Annotated in this window: 17 protein-coding genes; 4 read left to right on the top strand and 13 right to left on the bottom strand. The window is 62.3% G+C overall.

Annotated features, from left to right (window positions below; genetic code table 11):
- Position 1 precedes the first annotated feature (1 nt).
- The 9 genes from KHO30_RS08635 to KHO30_RS08595 form a co-directional block, all read right to left on the bottom strand.
- Positions 2-724, bottom strand: coding sequence for an ABC transporter ATP-binding protein (locus KHO30_RS08635; RefSeq protein WP_097396162.1), 723 nt, complete (start codon positions 722-724; stop codon positions 2-4).
- Positions 725-744: 20 nt separating this feature from the next.
- A complete protein-coding gene (locus tag KHO30_RS08630; RefSeq protein ID WP_200620398.1) occupies positions 745-2034 on the bottom strand; it encodes an ABC transporter substrate-binding protein in 1290 nt (429 codons plus the stop codon).
- 42 nt (positions 2035-2076) lie between these two features.
- Positions 2077-3135 carry a maleylacetate reductase gene (locus KHO30_RS08625; protein ID WP_211700570.1) on the bottom strand — a complete coding sequence of 353 codons (1059 nt, stop codon included), beginning with the start codon at positions 3133-3135 and terminating at the stop codon, positions 2077-2079.
- A 6-nt stretch (positions 3136-3141) separates the two neighbouring features.
- On the bottom strand, positions 3142-4605 hold the full coding sequence (locus KHO30_RS08620; protein WP_200653979.1) for an aldehyde dehydrogenase family protein: 1464 nt from the start codon (positions 4603-4605) through the stop codon (positions 3142-3144).
- 96 nt (positions 4606-4701) lie between these two features.
- Positions 4702-5697: a hydroxyquinol 1,2-dioxygenase gene (locus KHO30_RS08615; RefSeq protein WP_093645123.1), complete on the bottom strand. Its 996-nt coding sequence runs from the start codon at positions 5695-5697 to the stop codon at positions 4702-4704.
- A gap of 36 nt (positions 5698-5733) precedes the next feature.
- Positions 5734-6225, bottom strand: a complete 492-nt coding sequence (locus KHO30_RS08610) for a cupin domain-containing protein (RefSeq protein WP_200653977.1) — start codon at positions 6223-6225, stop codon at positions 5734-5736.
- A 184-nt stretch (positions 6226-6409) separates the two neighbouring features.
- Positions 6410-7375, bottom strand: coding sequence for a LysR family transcriptional regulator (locus tag KHO30_RS08605; RefSeq protein WP_093645125.1), 966 nt, complete (start codon positions 7373-7375; stop codon positions 6410-6412).
- Positions 7376-7469: 94 nt separating this feature from the next.
- Positions 7470-8426 (bottom strand): quinone oxidoreductase family protein, encoded by a 957-nt coding sequence (locus tag KHO30_RS08600; RefSeq protein WP_211700569.1) that lies wholly within the window; start codon positions 8424-8426, stop codon positions 7470-7472.
- A 38-nt stretch (positions 8427-8464) separates the two neighbouring features.
- Entirely contained in the window at positions 8465-8716 is a 252-nt protein-coding gene (locus KHO30_RS08595; RefSeq protein ID WP_093645129.1) for a hypothetical protein, read from the bottom strand.
- A gap of 97 nt (positions 8717-8813) precedes the next feature.
- On the opposite strand from KHO30_RS08595, the gene KHO30_RS08590 reads away from it, so the two are divergent.
- Complete coding sequence (locus KHO30_RS08590; RefSeq protein ID WP_211700568.1) at positions 8814-9614, top strand: AraC family transcriptional regulator; 801 nt, start codon at positions 8814-8816, stop codon at positions 9612-9614.
- A gap of 57 nt (positions 9615-9671) precedes the next feature.
- On the opposite strand, the gene KHO30_RS08585 is transcribed toward KHO30_RS08590, so the two are convergent.
- From KHO30_RS08585 to KHO30_RS08575, 3 genes are read right to left on the bottom strand one after another with little or no spacing between them, the layout of a single operon-like run.
- The gene (locus tag KHO30_RS08585; RefSeq protein WP_211700567.1) at positions 9672-10673 is read right to left on the bottom strand and encodes a 3-hydroxybutyryl-CoA dehydrogenase; all 1002 of its coding nucleotides are present in this window, start codon (positions 10671-10673) and stop codon (positions 9672-9674) included.
- A complete protein-coding gene (locus KHO30_RS08580) occupies positions 10670-11776 on the bottom strand; it encodes an NAD/NADP-dependent octopine/nopaline dehydrogenase family protein (RefSeq protein ID WP_211700566.1) in 1107 nt (368 codons plus the stop codon). The genes KHO30_RS08585 and KHO30_RS08580 overlap by 4 nt, the downstream gene beginning before the upstream one ends.
- Positions 11777-11833: 57 nt before the next feature.
- A complete protein-coding gene (locus tag KHO30_RS08575) occupies positions 11834-11989 on the bottom strand; it encodes a hypothetical protein (protein ID WP_200653972.1) in 156 nt (51 codons plus the stop codon).
- 2 nt (positions 11990-11991) lie between these two features.
- On the opposite strand from KHO30_RS08575, the gene KHO30_RS08570 reads away from it, so the two are divergent.
- Together KHO30_RS08570 and KHO30_RS08565 are read left to right on the top strand one after the other, a co-directional pair.
- Positions 11992-12975 carry an AraC family transcriptional regulator gene (locus tag KHO30_RS08570; RefSeq protein ID WP_093645137.1) on the top strand — a complete coding sequence of 328 codons (984 nt, stop codon included), beginning with the start codon at positions 11992-11994 and terminating at the stop codon, positions 12973-12975.
- 5 nt (positions 12976-12980) lie between these two features.
- Positions 12981-14054, top strand: a complete 1074-nt coding sequence (locus KHO30_RS08565; RefSeq protein WP_093645139.1) for a LysR family transcriptional regulator — start codon at positions 12981-12983, stop codon at positions 14052-14054.
- Positions 14055-14106: 52 nt separating this feature from the next.
- Here KHO30_RS08565 and KHO30_RS08560 read toward each other — a convergent pair whose 3' ends face one another.
- Positions 14107-15201 (bottom strand): porin, encoded by a 1095-nt coding sequence (locus KHO30_RS08560; RefSeq protein WP_093645141.1) that lies wholly within the window; start codon positions 15199-15201, stop codon positions 14107-14109.
- Positions 15202-15596: 395 nt separating this feature from the next.
- On the opposite strand from KHO30_RS08560, the gene KHO30_RS08555 reads away from it, so the two are divergent.
- A complete protein-coding gene (locus KHO30_RS08555; protein WP_211700565.1) occupies positions 15597-17024 on the top strand; it encodes a spinster family MFS transporter in 1428 nt (475 codons plus the stop codon).
- Positions 17025-17132: the final 108 nt, after the last annotated feature.

Raw genomic sequence — 17132 nt, 5'->3', positions numbered from 1 at the left:
GTCAGGCCTCCAGTCCGAGGTACACGCGCCGCACTTCGGGGTCGTCCATCACGGCGCCGGGCAGGCCTTCAGCGAGCCGTTTGCCAAAGTTGATGACGAGCAGCCGGTCGGCCACTGCGAGCAAGGCATGCACGACGTGTTCGATCCACACGATCGTCACGCCCGCCTCTTTCACGCGACGAATCTCGTCGACGAGTTCGTGCGTTTCGGGTTCGGTCAGTCCGCCTGCAATTTCGTCCAGCAGCAACAACTGCGGTTGCGTGGCCAATGCGCGGGCCAGTTCGAGGCGCTTGCGGTCCAGCAGGCCCAACGTGCCGGCCAACTGGTTGGCGCGCGCCTTGAGGCCGGTGCGTTCGAGTACATCCATGCAGACGTCGTAGGCCGCGTGCTCGGCCAGTTCGCCGCCGAAGGTCGCGCCGACCAGCAGGTTTTCGAATACCGTCATGCCGCCGAACGGACGCGGCACCTGATATGAGCGGCCAATCCCGGCTGCGCACCGGCGATGCGGCGGTAAGTGGTTCACGTCTGCGCCGTCGAATTCGACACTGCCTTGATCGGGCCGCACGTCGCCGCTAACGAGGTTGAACAGCGTGGTCTTGCCCGCACCATTCGGACCGAGAATGCCGTAGGTCTCGCCGCGTTCGACCGCGAAGCTGATGTCGTCAGTCACCTGCAGCGCGCCATAACGCTTCGACACGCCGGTTAATCTGAGAACTGGGTTCATCACCGCTCTCCGCTATGCGTTCACGCGATCAGCTTGAGCGGGCCGGATAGCGGCACGCTCGGCGCGAGCTGGTTGTTGACGATGGCGAGATCGAAGCGATGCTGCTGCCCCTTCACCCATTGGCCGCCTACCAAAGGCGTCTTCGCGACGTTCTTCACCGGTCCGCTGCCCCATGCGACATGACCAACCAGCGTGTCGAGCTTCGTCGCCGCCACTGCGTCGCGGATCGATTCGTTAGAGTCGATATCTTTCGCGCGCCTTAGCGAATCGACGGCGATTTCGAACAGCGCATGCGCAAAGCCGATCGGCTGTGTCCATTGTTTCGACGTGATGCGCTCGTAGTCGTCCGCGACTTGCCGCGCGTTTTGTCCCGTCAGCGACGACTTGAACGGATGCGAAGGCGACCACCACACCTCGGTGGAAAGTCCATCGCCGAGATCGCCGAGCGCTTCGATCGAAGTGGGAAACAGCAGCGCCTTGCCGATCGAAATGACTTTGGGCTTCAGTCCTTGCTGACGCGCCTGCACGAGAAAGTTCTTCGCGTCGGGCGGAATCACGACGCCGGTCACGATCTGCGCATTCGCCTGCTTGAACGACGAAATCTGCGCGGAGAAGTCCTGCGTCATGCTCTGGAAGCGACCCGGGTCCTTCAGCGTGAAGCCCTTCTGCGCGAGCACTGGCGGGAACCCAAGCTTCGCGTCGCCCCAGGCGTTGCCGTCGCCATCGTTCGGAAACAGGCCGCCAACACTGTGATTGGTCTGCACCGCTTGCCACATGCCGGTGTAGACGGTGATCACATCCTCGAGTCCCCAGAAAAAGTGATAGGTAAAGCGGAAACCTTTCTTCGGATCGCCCTTTCTGCCGAAGAACCAGGGCTGCCACGGCACGACCGTCGACACGCAGGGCATCTCGTTCAACTCGCACGCATCGCTCACCGGATTCGCGGTCTCGGGCGTACCGGATACGAGCATGATGTCGACCTTGTCCTTCAGGATCAGATCGTTGGCGACTTCGCCGGCGCGATTCGGATTCGACTGGCTGTCCTTGACGACGATCGACACCGGATAGGTTTTGCCGCCGATCACGATGCCGTTTTTCAGCGTCGTCTGCATCTGCTGGATCGTGAAGCGGTCGGCTTCGCCGAACGGCGCGAGCGGGCCGGTTTGCGGCGACACGTAGCCGATTTTCAGCGTGCGCGGGCCGGCGGCGAAGACGAGCGGCGAGAACGCCGAGGTTGACGCGGCGAGCGCGCCACCCGCGGCGAGTGTGACGAAGCGGCGGCGCTTCGCATCGAAGGAATATGCGTCCATGGTTGTCTCCTGAATTTTTTTGTATGAGTGGGGGCGTTCGTGCTAATCAGGCCGTCTGCCTTCGAACGCAGCTTCCAGCAGCGCGCGTAGCGGCGTTCGTTCAACCGGCCGCGGATTCCAGTACGGGTTCTTCAACGCGAGATCGAGCGCGAGGTCGAGATCGCTTGCGCTTACACCAATGTCTTTCAACGCGGTAGGCGCACCGTTGTCGCGTGCGAGGTCGAATACACCTTGCGCGGCGTCGTCGGCATGCAGCGCGTGTGCGATACGCTTCATCGCCCCCGGTGCGGCCTCGCGGTTATAGGCGAGCACGTGCGGCAACACGATCGTGTGCGTCTCCGCGTGCGGCAGATTGAACGTGCCGCCGAGCGTATGGCACAGCTTGTGGTGCAGCGCCATGCCCACGCTGCCGAGCACGGCGCCGCACAACCATGCACCGTAGAGGCAGTCACCGCGTGCGGCGAGATCGTCCGGTTTCAGCATCACCCGAGGCAGACCTTGACCAAGCGCACGGATACCCTCTTCCGCCATCAGCGCAATAATCGGGTTCGTGTCCTGCGCGTAGAGCCCTTCGGCCGCGTGGGCGATTGCGTTGATGCCGCTCGTCAGCGATAACGCGGGCGGCAGCGACGTGGTCAACGACGGGTCGTAGATCACCGTTCTCGGCAGTACCCGCAGATCGCGGCCGGTTTTCTTGATGCCGTCCTCGGTGAGGCCGTAGATCGGCGTCATTTCGGAGCCTGCATACGTGGTCGGAATCGCGATGATCGGCAGCGAGGTTTCGAGCGCGATCGCCTTGCCGAGACCTGTCGTCGAACCGCCGCCTATCGCGATCGCGCAATCGGCGCCGACCTGCGTGGCGAAGTCGCGGGCCGCGCGAGCGGTTTCGATCGGCACGTGCATCACGGCTTCGGCGTAGACGCCCGCCGCCAGCGAGCCAAGACTTGCCGCCAGCGCTTCGGCCTGGGCACGCTGCTGTGGCGTGGACAGCACGATCGCGCGCGTGGCGCCGAGCAAGCCGATCTCTCGATCGAGCTGGTCGAGACTGCCCACACCGAAAATCACGCGTGACGGCAGGCCGTTATAGACGAACGATTCCATGGCGGTTCAGCGCGGGTAGTAAGGCGGAATCTGCGCATCCACGTTGACCCAGACCGACTTGGGCTGCGTGTATTCGCGCATCGCTTCAAAACCCATCTCGCGTCCATAGCCGCTCGCGCCGACACCGCCGAACGGTGACGCGGGGCTCACGCGCTTGTAACAGTTGATCCACACCATGCCGGCGCGAATCTCGCGCGCCACGAGATGCGCGCGTTGCAGGTCGCGTGTCCAGAGACCCGCGCCGAGACCATATTCGGTGCCGTTCGCAATCGCGAGTGCTTCTTCATCCGTGCGGAATGTGGTGACCGTCATGAACGGACCGAACACTTCTTCCTGCGACACGCGATGCTCCGGCTTCGCTTCGACAATGGTCGGCTCGACATAACAACCATTCGCCAACGTGGCATCGTCCGGCGCCTTGCCGCCCGCCAGCACGCGGCCACCCTGTTCACGTGCGACGTCGACGAACGACAGCACGCGGTCGCGATGCTGACGCGAGGTGAGCGGGCCCATTTCGGTCAGGGGATCGAGCGGATTGCCGATCCGGATCGTACGGCTCAACGCGACGAACTTTTCCAGCACTTCGTCGGCGATCGATTCGTGCACGATCATCCGCGAGCCGGCGATACACGCCTGCCCCTGATTATGGAAAATCGCGAACGCGGAACCTTGCACAACGGCATCGATATTCGCGTCGCCGAATACGATGTTCGCGCCTTTGCCGCCGAGTTCGAGCTGGACCTTCTTCAGATTGCCGCTCGACGCCTGCACGATCTTGCGGCCGATCGCAGTCGAACCGGTGAAGGCGACCTTGCTGATCTCCGGATGCTCGGCGATGTACTGACCTGCCACATGACCGAGGCCCGGCAAGATATTGACGACACCCTCTGGAAATCCAACCTCCGCCATCAGTTCGGCGATGGCGAGACTCGAGAGCGGCGTGAGTTCAGCGGGCTTCATGATCACGCAATTCCCTGCCGCAAGCGCCGGCGCCATCTTCCAACTCGTGAACATCAGCGGAAAATTCCACGGCACCACTTGCCCGACAATGCCGACGGGCTCGCGCGTCATGTAGTTCAGAAAGCCTTGTTCGACCGGAATCACCGAGCCTTCGAACTTGTCGGCCATGCCGCCGAAATAGCGGAACGTCGCCGCCGTGCGCGGCACATCGAGATTGCGTGTGTCGCGAATCGGGTGCCCGGTATCGAGCGATTCGAGGCGCGCGAGCGCATCGGCATTCGCTTCGATTGCGTCGGCGAGTTTGAGCAACAAACGCCCCCGCTCCATCGCGGCGAGATTGCTCCACTTCGGAAACGCCGCTTTCGCAGCCGCCACGGCGCGGTCGACATCGGCGGGTCCGGCCATCGCGACTTCGGCAATCACCGAGTTGTCGTGCGGATTAAGGGAGGCGAGGGTTTCGCCGTTTGCAGCCGGCACGAAGCGGCCGCCGATGAAGAGTTGCGTTTGCATGTCAATCCCGCGCAAGTAAAACTTTGGACGTGACAATCCCCGCGGCGCCAGCGATCTGGCGCCGTTCGATCGACGATCGGAGGGAATGTCTGAGAGTTAGATCTGGATCGGATACGGCGGCAATTCACCGCTTTCGTAGCGCTTGGGCAGGTCGGGCGTGGCGTTCTCCCACACCAGCAGCATCGAGCGTTTCTGCGAGTAGCCCTTGTGGCGGATGTCGGCCGGCATCGCGGCGATATCGCCCGCGTTCATCGTGATGCGTGCACGCGGCTCGCCGCTGTCTTTATCGGCGACGTCCCAGATGATCTGGTCGGACAGTTGCAGAAACCACTCGACGCGGTCGTTGCCATGAAACACCGGCAGCACGAATTCCTCGGTGGTCGGGCAGAACAGGCTCTGCTGGCAGACCGACGTGACCGACGGATTCCACGTCACGTCTGAGCGAGACAGGTACTTGAAGAGGCTGAACGCATGCAACGCGCTCTCAAATCCTGGCTCTGCATGAATCTCGGGTTCATCCTGAACCACATCGGCGAACTGGCGATTGACCGGCAAGTCGTCACGCAATGGCGAATCGCCTTCGAGACCCGGCATGCGCTTGGTCGCGATCCGCGTGCGCTCGATCGCGGCGATGTTGTCGCCATGTTTCGTGCCGAACGCGGAGCCGGTTTCTTCAGGCGCGGCGAACGGATCGAAGCCTTCGTTGACCCAGTCCCGCAGAATCGCCTTGAAGGTGGCCATGATGAGCGGCGTGTCGAACTGCTGCATATGATCGACGCCCGCTTCCTTGAAACTTGCGTTGTACGCGCCGGCATACATGTCGACCTTGCCGTAGTGATTGCGCGTGCCGATCACTTCGTCGAAGTTGACCCAGCCGTAGAAGAAGCCCCACGCCACATCGCGCATCATGGCGCGCAGGAAGTCGTCGGCATGCATCTGGTGCGAGCGGATCTGGCCTTTCGCGGGCCATTTGACGGTGGCGAAATAAGCATCTCGGCTAAATTCGAAATCGCCGAGACGGAACGTGCGATAACCGCTCACCGCGTCTGCCTCGCTCGCGGTGACGTTTTGCAGGGTGCTGGCTTTGTCCATGATGGGCTCCAGTAGAGGATCGATCGGTAGAGGGAATCAGTGGATGCAGATGTCGGCCCACTTCTCGACCGAATAGCGCCCGAGGATCGTCTGCACGAGCAGCACGCCTTTCGTCCTCGCTTCGAAGCGATACGCGGCGCCCGCAGGCAGCAGGGCCTGATGACCGCGACGCAGCCGCACATAACCCATCGACTGGCCCGACGGTTGGCCTTCGAGCCGCACGCTGCCTTCGGTCTGCGCGTCGACCAGCGGGCCGTCCGACGGCTTGATGAAAAAGATGTCGATCTCGCCGTCGAGCACGACCGCGAATTCATCGTGCGACGCAGCAAACCACGGCGACGAACCCTCCGCGCGCAGTGTCTCGATCACGTACTTGAGATTCTTGCCGACGACGACTTTCTCGTAGGGCTCTGCGCGGCTTGCGACGTCGAATACGTTCGACATCGCATAGTGCTCCGGTTTGCCCTTGATGATTTCGATGGAGCCTTTGCGGAAATTGTCCAGGCTACCGAACCAGGTCTCTTGCATGTCTGCCTCCAGTTGATCTACGAATCCGCGAATGCGTTGCTTGGATCGAAGATTAAGTGGCGGCAGGCGCAACAGCAATGATCTGAGGGTCGGGAAACGCGAACCATGGGTGCTTCAAAATCGCGCCAGGGAAACTACCTGGTGGAGAACCCGCGGGGTTCTCCCGGGGGTTCGTGGGTAGTTCTCAGTCTTCGGCCAGCTCCTCGCCGACGCTTTTGGTCTCGTCGTCCGGTGGTGAAATGCCGAGCGCCTTGTCCCACTGCGGTTCGCGCAGATAGCGGGCGCGCAGGAAGTCGACGAAAGCCTTGACCTTGGTGGTCGAGCGGTGCGAGGCAGGATAGACCGCCGACAGCCACAGCGGCGGCGCCGCGTACTCCGGCAGCACGCGTTCAAGGCGCCGTTCGAGCAGATCGGCTGCGGCGACCATCGTCGGCAAATAGACGACGCCCGCACCGGCCCGCGCGAACTCGAGCAGCAGGTGCACGCTATTGGTTTTAAGTACCGGATTCAGCGCGATTTCGAAGCACTCGTTGCCGCGCATCAGCGGCCACTTGTCGCCCCATGGGTAGTACGAATAACGGGCGAAATCGTGCCGCAACAGATCGAGCGGCGTTTCGATCACCGGCTCTTCCTTCAGATAACCGGGCGCCGCGCACAGCACGCCACGCACGGGAAAGAGGCGTCGCTCCACCAGCAGGTTGGAAGCCGGCGGGTAGATCTGCAAGGCCAGATCGAAGCCTTCCTGCACCGGATCGATCACGCGGTCATTGACCGTCACGACGAACTCGACGCGTGGGTAAGCGGCGCGGAATTCGATCAGCGTTTGCGAAAAATGCCCCAGCGCGAAGCCCGGTAGAACGTGGATATTGAGCGTGCCGGCGAGCGCCTGAGGATCGCCGCGTGAGCGGCCGGACAGGTCGTGGACCTTGTTGACCAGTTCGGCGCATTCACGGTAGTACGTTTCGCCGAGTTCCGACAGGCGCACTGCCCGCGTTGAACGATGAAAAAGCGGCACGCCGAAATGGTCTTCGAGTTGCTTGACGCGCGAGGTCACCACCGATTTGGCCACGCCCAGCTGGCGCGCGGCACCGGCAAAGCTCTGCGCTTCCGCCGCCCGCACGAACGCTTCCATCGACATGAACAGGTCCATCTTGTCTCCTCCGGTCTCTGTGGCCCGTAGTCTGCCTTGCTTACGGCAAGTGTAGTCTGCTTCGGGCATCGAGACGCGGCAACGACAAATGGAACTACCGGAGCGTGAAGACAGTGCGGACCTGGCTATCGCTGCTGCCCCAATGCAGGTTCAGATCGGAAAGCGGCACGGCCTCCGTTGCAATCTGAAGTCCGGCGGGTACCGTTGCATTGAACACTTCTTTTACCGCATGCAGGAGACGAGGCAAAGTCACGCTGCCGATTCCGCTGCCCAGCAGCGTGATCGCGGTCGCGCGCAGCACGGCTGCCGGCAACACGATATCGGCACCGCTAATCGCACCGATCTGGACAAAGCGAACCGGATAAGCGTCAGCCGATGCTTTTGCCGCAGCGATCAACAATGACCGTGCGCTGGGTCCCCACAGGTAATCCAATACGACGTCCACCCCTTGGCGAAAATGTGATTCGAAGGCGCGGCTCAGGCTGTTTTCGTCCTGCTCTAGCGAGATCGTGAAATCGGCACCGGCACGTTTGAGCGATTCGAGGCTGGCCGGATTACGACCGGTCGCGATGATTCTTCCGGCGCCGAGATGCTTCGCGATCTGCACAGCAAGTCGTCCGGAGGCGCCCGTTGCACCGTTGACCAGCACCGTCTCGCCTCGCACAAACCTGGCCCGCTCGGTCAGTGCCGCCCAAGACGACATGCCCGGAATCGCGATAGCGGCCGCTGTGACATCGTCAAGCGCATCGGGTAGCGGAATGCAGTTTGCCTCAGGCACGAGGCTGCGTTCCGCCAGCGCGCCGAACGGCGCCTGTGGGGCGAAGAAATAGACACGTTGGCCGTCTTCGAGGCGCCCGATACCATCGACGCCCGCCACGAATGGGAACGCGCCAGAGCCCGAGTAATGCGAGCCCGCTGCCTTGCTGCGGGTAATCCGGCTCAACGCTGAAGCGGCGACGTCGATCAGATGATGACCAGCCAGCGCAGTGGGACGATCGAAGTCTTCGTAAACGGGAGGCTGCCCCGCACCTTTAACTACTGCAGCTTTCATGAGAATTCCTCGAAGGTAAGAGTGAACCTGCGTCCCGATCAATGTGCGTCGAGCCAATTGCGCAGCGAAACATCACGGATCTCGAGCACATCGAAGAGTCCTATTGCGCGCAGTGCAGGCAGCCCTTCGACAATGTCGGCCTCGGCATGGGCACGCGCCTCTTCACTGGCGCCTTCATCGCTCCAGATACGCGCACTGGCGAGAAAAGCCGCGACGGTGCCCTTGCGGACCGTCGTGCCGTTGAAGTCGACCTGGTCGACGTGATCGGGAAGAATCTGTTCTGCTCGCATCGCACTGCACTCCGGTCGTTAAAAGAACAAAACCAGTGTAGTCGTGCAAAAGCGGCCCGTCTCCGGTATAAAGGCCATTCCATACGGTGTTTCGGCCATGTCCACTTACCTCATTCGCCCCGATCTCGTGACCTCGCAGGAAGGTCCCTATCTCGCCGCGGCCGAGCTGACGCAAAACGAAGCGCGCGCGACGGCGCCACATAGTCATGCGCGCGGACAGCTCATGGGCGCGCTGAGCGGCCTCGTCTCGGTCGGACTCGACAAGCAGCAATGGGTTGTTCCTGCGATACACGCGATCTGGATTCCGCCGCATTGCGTCCACTCCGTGCGGTCGTATGGCCCGTTCTCAGGGTGGAGCGTGTTCATCGCAGAAGAGAGGTGCACGCCCTTACCTCGCGAACCTCGCGCGATCAGAACAGCCCCCTTGTTGCGCGAGGCCGTGCGGCGCGCCGCGACCTGGCCGGGTATCGAACTCGACGAAGCGCAGACGCGCATTGCGGACGTCATCATCGATGAACTGGCCGCAGCGAAAGAGGAATCACTAGGTCTGCCGAGCCCGGAAGATCCAAGGCTCGTCCGGATCACCGACGCATTGGCGAGCGATCTTTCAGATAATCGCCGCCTCGAAGAATGGGCCGCGTGGGCTGGCGTCGCACCGCGTACGCTGAGCCGGCGTTTCGTGGCGGAGACGGGCCTGACGTTCGCGCAATGGCGTCAACAAGCCCGTCTGCTTCGCGCGCTCGAGCTCGTCGCGGACGGCCTGCCTGTCACGACGATTGCGCTTGAACTCGGCTACGACAACGTCAGCGCGTTTATCGACATGTTCCGGCGAGTGATGGGGACGACGCCAGGGCGATACGCAACGGCTGCGAATCCAGACGATAGAGTCGTCATCTGATTCATGAGGGGCGTCCACACCGTTTCGCCCTCAACGAACTTTCTTCGCAGACGCCGTTCAGCTTTTCAACGCGGCATTAAACACAGGCGCGAGTCCCGTGTTGTCGAGCAAGCTGCTGAATTCACCGAGCCGTTTGTGCAGATACGCCGGCACATCGACATCCGCGTAATCGTAGAAGCCACGCGCATCGCGCAGACCATCGTGGCCTTCACGCATGTTGTCGCTGACGATCGTGGCGGGCAGGAAGCGCGGATCGATCGCCCGCGCCAGATAGTGCGACGCATAGTAGAGAATGTCGCAGCCGCCCCAGTCGATAAATTCGAGCAGACCCAGCACGGAAAACCGCAGACCGAAACCGGTACGGATAGCCGTATCAATGTCTTCCGCGCTGGCAACGCCCTCCTCGACCATGCGCGCGGCCTCGTTCATCGCCAGCGCCTGGATGCGCGGCACGATGTATCCCGCCGACGGCGCGCACACCACCGGCACTTTGCCGACCCGGCGCAACAAGGCGACCACGCGCTCAACGGTCGCTGCGGCCGTGGCATCGCTACGACTGACTTCAACAAGCGGCATCAAGTGAGCCGGGTTGAGCCAGTGCGCGTTGAGAAGCCGCCCGGGATGCACGACCACCTGCTGAAGCTCGGTCACAAGAAACGTCGACGTGGTCGATGCAAACAACACGTCCGCCCCGGCGTGTTCGCATAGCCATGCGAACGCGACCTGCTTGGCCTCCATCACTTCCGGGACGGCCTCGAAGACGATCTCGCCTTCGGCAAGCTCTTCCCGCGCGCGCTCACAATCCACGATGACGATGCGCGCCATCGTCTCCGCAGCCTGCGCCTCGCTGATGCGGCCCAACACCACCAGCGTCTGCAACTGTCGCACGATCTCGCCACGCGCGGCCGTCGCAAAAGCGCTACGGGCTGCCGGGTCGCGCTCCTTGAAGTCGATCAGCGTCACGCGCAAGCCGGCATAAGCGAAGGCAAGCGCGATGCCCTGCCCCATCCGCCCTGCACCGAGGATATGAACGTGCTGGATGTCGACGGCGGCGCTCATTGGCCGAAACCCCGTTCGAGCAAGGCCGTCATCGCCTCGCGCGAAAGCGACGCAAGGCCCAGCCGCTCGAGCGTGCGGCCTTCGCCGTACAGGTCGCGCTCCGACACCGCGCTCGCCAGATTCAGCAGACCTTCGGCGACGGGCGTCGGCACGCCAGCCCAGCGTCCCGCCGAAACAAGAAACGACAAACCGAGCCGCGTATCTTCGAGCATATAGCGGTGCGTCTTCAGATCGATGTCCTCGCGCCAGTCGCCGCTATCGGTCAGCTTGCCGTGCGCGCCGCGGCCGTACATCCACTCGTCGCCCTCGCTCGCATAGTGGTCGGCGAGCGGAAAATGCGGCGCGCCGTAGCCGAGGGCCTCGCGTACCGCCATACGTTCGGCGTCGAGCACACTCGTCACGCGGCGGATCGACGGTTGCGTGCCTTCGTTGTGGATGTCCCAGGCGTCGAAGTGCTCGAGTGGTCCGGCGTTCATCATGATCAATGGCGGGTGGATCACCGGTCCGGCGTTCATCAGGGCGCCGCTCAACGCATCCTCGATCGGTTCGACCGACGGATAGGCCTGCTGCAGCACCGGAACCGCCCACGTCGCAAACCGTGCGGGAAAGACGCCGCTCGGCAGGCGCGTAGCGTATGCGCTCACCACCACATTGTCCTCGCCATGTTTGCGTGCGAGGTACGGCAACGTGCCGGTCTCCGCGAAGGCCACCTCGTGCGCGTTGCCCGCCTCGTGCATCGCCTTCGCGAACACATAGCTGCCGAACGTGCCGGGCGGCAGGAACACCACCTGATGGTCCGCGAGAAATGGTGCCAGTTGAGCCGCCAGCGCTTCGTGCGTCGTTGAAGGCAACGGAATCACGATGAGCGCTGCGCCCTCCACCGCTTCCGCCAGATCGTCGACGAGACGTATCGCGCCTGGCTGCGCGCCGATCGGCACCCGCCGCTCGCCGCGAAAGTCCTTGACCTTGAGCGCGCCGAGTTCGCGCAGCCGCGCCGCGGCGACCGTATCGCGGCGCCACCACGTCACGTTATGGCCTTTTTCCAGCATGTCGATCACGGCCGCATAGCAGCCATGCCCCCCGCCCAGTACGCTGACATTCATCACACTTCTCCTTGTTCGATGATCATCAGACTACGGGGTCGCCGGCACAAAGACGCTTCACCGCGCGCAAGCCGCATTCAAATCCGGCAACTCAATGAGAACGCCGTCGCGCGCCTGCTGAACAATCTCGCTATCCGGGTCGATCCGTTCTTGCGCGAAAAAAATGGCCATCGCATGATGAGCGCGCTGCCCGCTCCCCGCTTCGAGGCCCATGAATGGAAATCGCGATTTCACGCAGAAACCGTAACCGTCTGATCGCATCGCACGCCCGCGAGGATATCGAGCGGGAAGTCTCACAGGTGCTCTGTCCGCACCGGATGGAAGTCCCTCACCGTGGCCCGCTCAACGCCGAGCTATACGGCGTCGCGCTGCATCAGGCGATGCTCCTCGAACTCCACTACGGCAGCGAAACCCACATCGATGCCGGCGACATCGGCAATCACTACCTGTTTCGCACCACGCTCAGCGGCCAATGCGCACTTGAATCAGGCGGCGAACGCGTTTCGCTGCGGGCCGGGAGCCTGAGCGTGTCATCGCCCGCGCGCATGAGCCGCATCGTCACGGACCGCGAATGCCGTAACCTGCTCTTGCGGATCGACCGCCAGGCGCTCGAGGTCAAGCTTGCCGAGATGTTGAACGACAGCGTCAAACAACCGCTCGTGTTCGATCTCGCTTTCGACAATGCACACACGGGCACCACGGTTTTTTTGTCGACCCTGCGCTACCTGTGCAATCTGTGCGATCAGTTCGACGAGCCCGCGCAGGAACGGATCTTCGGCCGCGATCTGACGCAGTGGCTGATGACGGTTCTGCTCAGCCAGCTGCCGCATTCGTACAGCGCGACGCTGGCCCGTGCCTCCTCGTCGCCACTGCCGGTCCATGTGCGCCGCGCGCGCGACTATATCGACGCCCACCTCGACGAGCCGCTGCGGATGGACGCCCTGGCGCGCGCCGCCGGTGTTTCGACGCGCACGCTACAGAACGGTTTCAGCCAGTTCCTCAATACGTCGCCCGGGGGCTATATCCGCGAACGGAGACTCGAAGCCGTGCACCGCGCACTACAGACGCAGTCTGAACGCTCGGTGACCGATATTTTCATCGAGCACGGCGTGCACAGCTTTGGGCATTTCGCCAAGGCGTACGCGCGGCGCTTCGGCTGCCTGCCATCGGCCACCGCGAAGCGCATGGTGCGCAACTGACTCCCATGCAGACCGATCCCGCCAACTCCGCTGATCCGACCGCTTCCGCCGATTCCGTTTCGCACGAACATGACCCGTTGTCCTTCGCAGAGACCGCCGGGGCTCCGCGTGTGCGAGACCTCGATCTAAATCTGCTGAAGGCATTTCACGCGGTGTACATCGAGAAAAACGTCGGCCGCGCGGCGTTGCGGCTGGGGATCACGCAGCCTTCCGTGAGCCATGCGCTTGCCCGCCTGCGGCTCGTGTTTCGCGACGCGCTGTTCGTGCGTACGCCCGGCGGTGTCGAAGCAACGCCGCGTGCGCAGCGCCTCGCGATTTCCATCGATCGCGTGCTGGAGATTCTCCAGGACATGCTCGACGAAGGCGCGCAGTTCCGCGCGGCCACGTCGCGCCGTGTGTTCCGCCTGCATATGAGCGACTTCGCCGAAGCCGCGTTTCTGCCGACGCTAATGCGCGAACTCGATACGCGAGCGCCCGGTGTGGTGATCGAAACCCATCAGATCGACGACAGCCAGTTCAATGTCGCGCTCGAATCGGGCCGCATCGACTTTGCGCTCGGGCATTTTCCGCATGCGTCGAGCCACTTTCACCATAGCGAACTGCTGCAGGAGCGTTATGTGTTGCTGATGGCGCGGCGCGTGGCGGAGCAGTTCGAACTGCGGGAAGGCTATACGCTGAATGCGAACGTGCCCGCAGGGCTGCACTTCATCGCGGTCACTTCTCACCCGCAATCGGTCGAACTGCTCGAGCGCTATGGGCTCACCTCGCGCGTGCGGATTGCCGTGCCGAACTTCATGGTGGTGCCGGCTATCCTGAGCCGCTGCGATTACGCGCTGATTCTGCCCCGCACCGTTGCGCGCGCGTTCTCCACGCTCGGTGAATCGGCCGTGTTCGAACTCGAAGATGCGCTCACGTGGCCCGTGAACGCCTACTGGCATCGCCGTTTCGATACCGATCCCGGCCACCGGTGGTTGCGCGGTGTGCTCATGGAGCTGTTCCGGATCGGCGCCCGTGAGCCTTTCGACAGCTGGCTCAGCGCGCCGCTCGATCTCAATCCGGAAGGCGTACGTAGCGTCTGAACGCGTCGGGAGCGACCCGCCGCTTCACCAGCGGGTCAGCTTGATCGGCCGCCTAGAAGGCCGTCATGATGCCAGCCACCACCGAGCTTGCAGTCGCGCCAGCCTTCGCCACCGATACCCCGCCACCCGCCGCGCCATTGACCGTGAAGTTCGCGTGCGCGCCGTTGCGGATCATCGCTGCGCCCGTATAGAGCACGGTGCGCTTCGAAAGCGGATAGTCGCAGCGCACGCCAAACGAATCTGCATTGCCTGCGCTGTCGGCCACTTTCCGGTAATGACCGTAGCTCAGCAACACCAGCGAACGGCCCACCGGCACGGTGGCGTCGAGTTCGAACAGATCGTTGTGCGGATTCGAACTGGCGGCGTTCACGCTCGTCGTGACGTCCGGCCCGCCGCGATGCCGTAGATAGATGAAAGCCGGTTTGATGAAGCCGAAATCGTACGAGATTGCCCCAAGCGCGTAATTGCCGGCGGCCGTCGGACTTTTCGCGTTCAGTGCCGCCGCACTCGCCGGACTGAAGGTCTGCTGCATGTAGTCGGCGTCGATCGACAGACTGCCGTTCACGTAGTTAACCGAGGCGCCATACGTATCGCCCAGCGTCGAAGGAACGTTCGATGCACCGTTCGCTCCGCGCGCGGCGATAGCCCGCACCAGCACGCCGCCTATACGAGGCGAGGAATAGCGTATCGAGTTGTTCACGCGCAGAAAGGTCGGCCCGACGAAGTTATTCGCCGCATTGCCCCATGCGAGGCCGGCGCCGTCGCCCGGCAAGCTGTAGGTCACGAACGAGGTATGCAGGACTGTGTAATTGACGCCCGCCTGCATCGCGCCAAACGGACCCGACAGCCCGACCCACGCTTCGCGTCCGAACAGCGCGCCGTTGTTGCCGAGCGTACCGTTAGCCGAATTGAAGCCGTTTTCGAGCTTGAAGATCGCGCGATAACCGCCGCCAAGATCTTCACTGCCCTTCAAGCCGAATTGCGTCGCGAAGATATCGCCGCTGCCCATCCGCACCACGTGGTTGGGGCCGAAATTCGCGTATTCGATCGACGTGTCGATCCGTCCGTACAAAGTCACGCTCGATTGCGCAAGCGCGGGTGCCGCTGCGAGGCTCAGCAGCGACACGCACCACATCCGTTTGGTCATTCCCTTAGTCCCGGCGAAAGTCTGGTTCTAACTGCCGCGCGGATTTGCCGTCGCGACGCTCGTGTTTTCCGTCTTCTCCAAAGCCTTTCGTTTGATGGAGCGGAAAACGAAGCGAGTCTAGGAACACCAATTTCGAGCGTCGATGAATGCGCACATATAACACTTATAGACAGTGCGAATGAGGTGGGCCGCGCACCGTACCACGGCCTCTTGAGCCTTATGGGACAAGCCTTTCCGGCCGCCTCCTGGGGAAAACTTTAGTGACCCAGGGGAATCTCGCCGTGTGTGCGCAGACCTTGCGTATATGTTTCGGAAATTTGTTTACATACGCTGCTTCGCAACCTCATTGAAACCTCATCGCAACTTCGTCGAATATCAGGCACAGGAGAACCGGCATGGCCGTATCAACGAGCAATAACCCTGCACGCAGGCGCTATACGTACGAGTGGTACGTGGTCCTGATCTGCATGCTTGCGTATGTGTTTTCCTTCGTCGACCGACAGGTTCTCGCGTTGATGATCGAGCCGATCAAAAAGGATCTGCATCTGACCGACACGCAGTTCAGCCTGCTGCAAGGCTTCGCGTTTTCGCTCTTCTACGCGGTGATGGGCATGCCGCTCGCCTATCTTGCCGACCGCTTCGCCCGCCCTCGCATCATCGCGACAGGCATTGCGTTATGGAGCCTCGCCACCGCGGCCTGCGGCGTCAGCCAGAACTTCATCCACATGTTCCTTTCCCGCATGAGTGTCGGCGTGGGCGAAGCCGCGCTGTCGCCCGGAACGTATTCGATGTTGAGCGACTACTTTCCGAAGGAGAAACTGGGACGCGCGGTGGGCGTGTACTCGCTGGGTTCATTCATCGGCGGCGGAATGGCATTTCTGATCGGCGGATACGTGATCCATCTGCTCAAGCAGATGACGACAATCAGCGTGCCGCTTCTCGGCGACGTGCGTTCGTGGCAACTCACGTTCTTTATCGTCGGATTGCCGGGTTTTCTCGTCGCGCTGCTGTTTATCCTCACCGTGCGCGATCCGGCGCGTCGAGGACTCGTGCGGGATGGCGCCGGCCAGGCAAAGCGCGTGTCGATGGGCGACTCGCTGCGCTTCATCGGTACGCATGGCAAGACGTTCGCCTGCCACTACCTCGGCTTCTCGTTCTATGCGATGACGCTGTTCTGCCTGATGAGCTGGACGCCCGCGTTCTATATCCGCCACTTCGGACTCACGCCGGCTGAAGCCGGTTACACGCTCGGCACGATCCTGCTGGTCGCGAACACCATCGGCGTGTTCTGCGGCGGGTGGCTCAACGACTGGCTCATGAAGAAAGGCCGTACGGACGGCCCGATGCTGGCGGGGTTCATCGGCGCGGTTGGGATGCTGGTGCCGGCCGTTGCTTTCACACAGGTCGATAGTCTGAACGCGTCGCTTGCGCTGCTGGTCGTTGCGATGTTCTTCGCTTCGTTCCCGATGCCCACGTCGACCGCCGCGATGCAGACGCTCGCACCGAACCAGATGCGTGCGCAGATTTCAGCGGTGTTTCTGCTGGTCTCCAATCTCATCGCACTTGGCATCGGTACGACGCTCGTCGCGTTGCTGACTGACAAGGTGTTCGGTGCGCCGAAAGCGGTTGGTGATTCGATGTCGATTGTTAATCTTGTTGCCACGCTGCTGGCTGCAGGGTTGTTGTGGTTGGGGTGCAAGCAGTTCCGGTTGAGCCTTGCGCGTGTGCAGGGGCAAACGGGTTCGACGGCGACGGCCGGCGCGCATCACGACGGCGCAGAGGCCGCGCATGCCGGTGGCGTTGCGCCGCTCGTGGGACAGTAAGTCTTTGCTCCTTCTGTCTTAGTCCATCTCTTTGCGCTATCCGCTGATGGAAGAACCGCCCGCTTTCGGGCGGTTCAGGGTTCAGTATTGCAGGCTTCAACACTTGAC

It is taken from the genome of Paraburkholderia aspalathi, from assembly GCF_905220735.1.
In the GTDB taxonomy this organism is placed as follows: domain Bacteria; phylum Pseudomonadota; class Gammaproteobacteria; order Burkholderiales; family Burkholderiaceae; genus Paraburkholderia; species Paraburkholderia aspalathi.
This window is presented reverse-complemented; position numbering and strand designations above follow the sequence as displayed.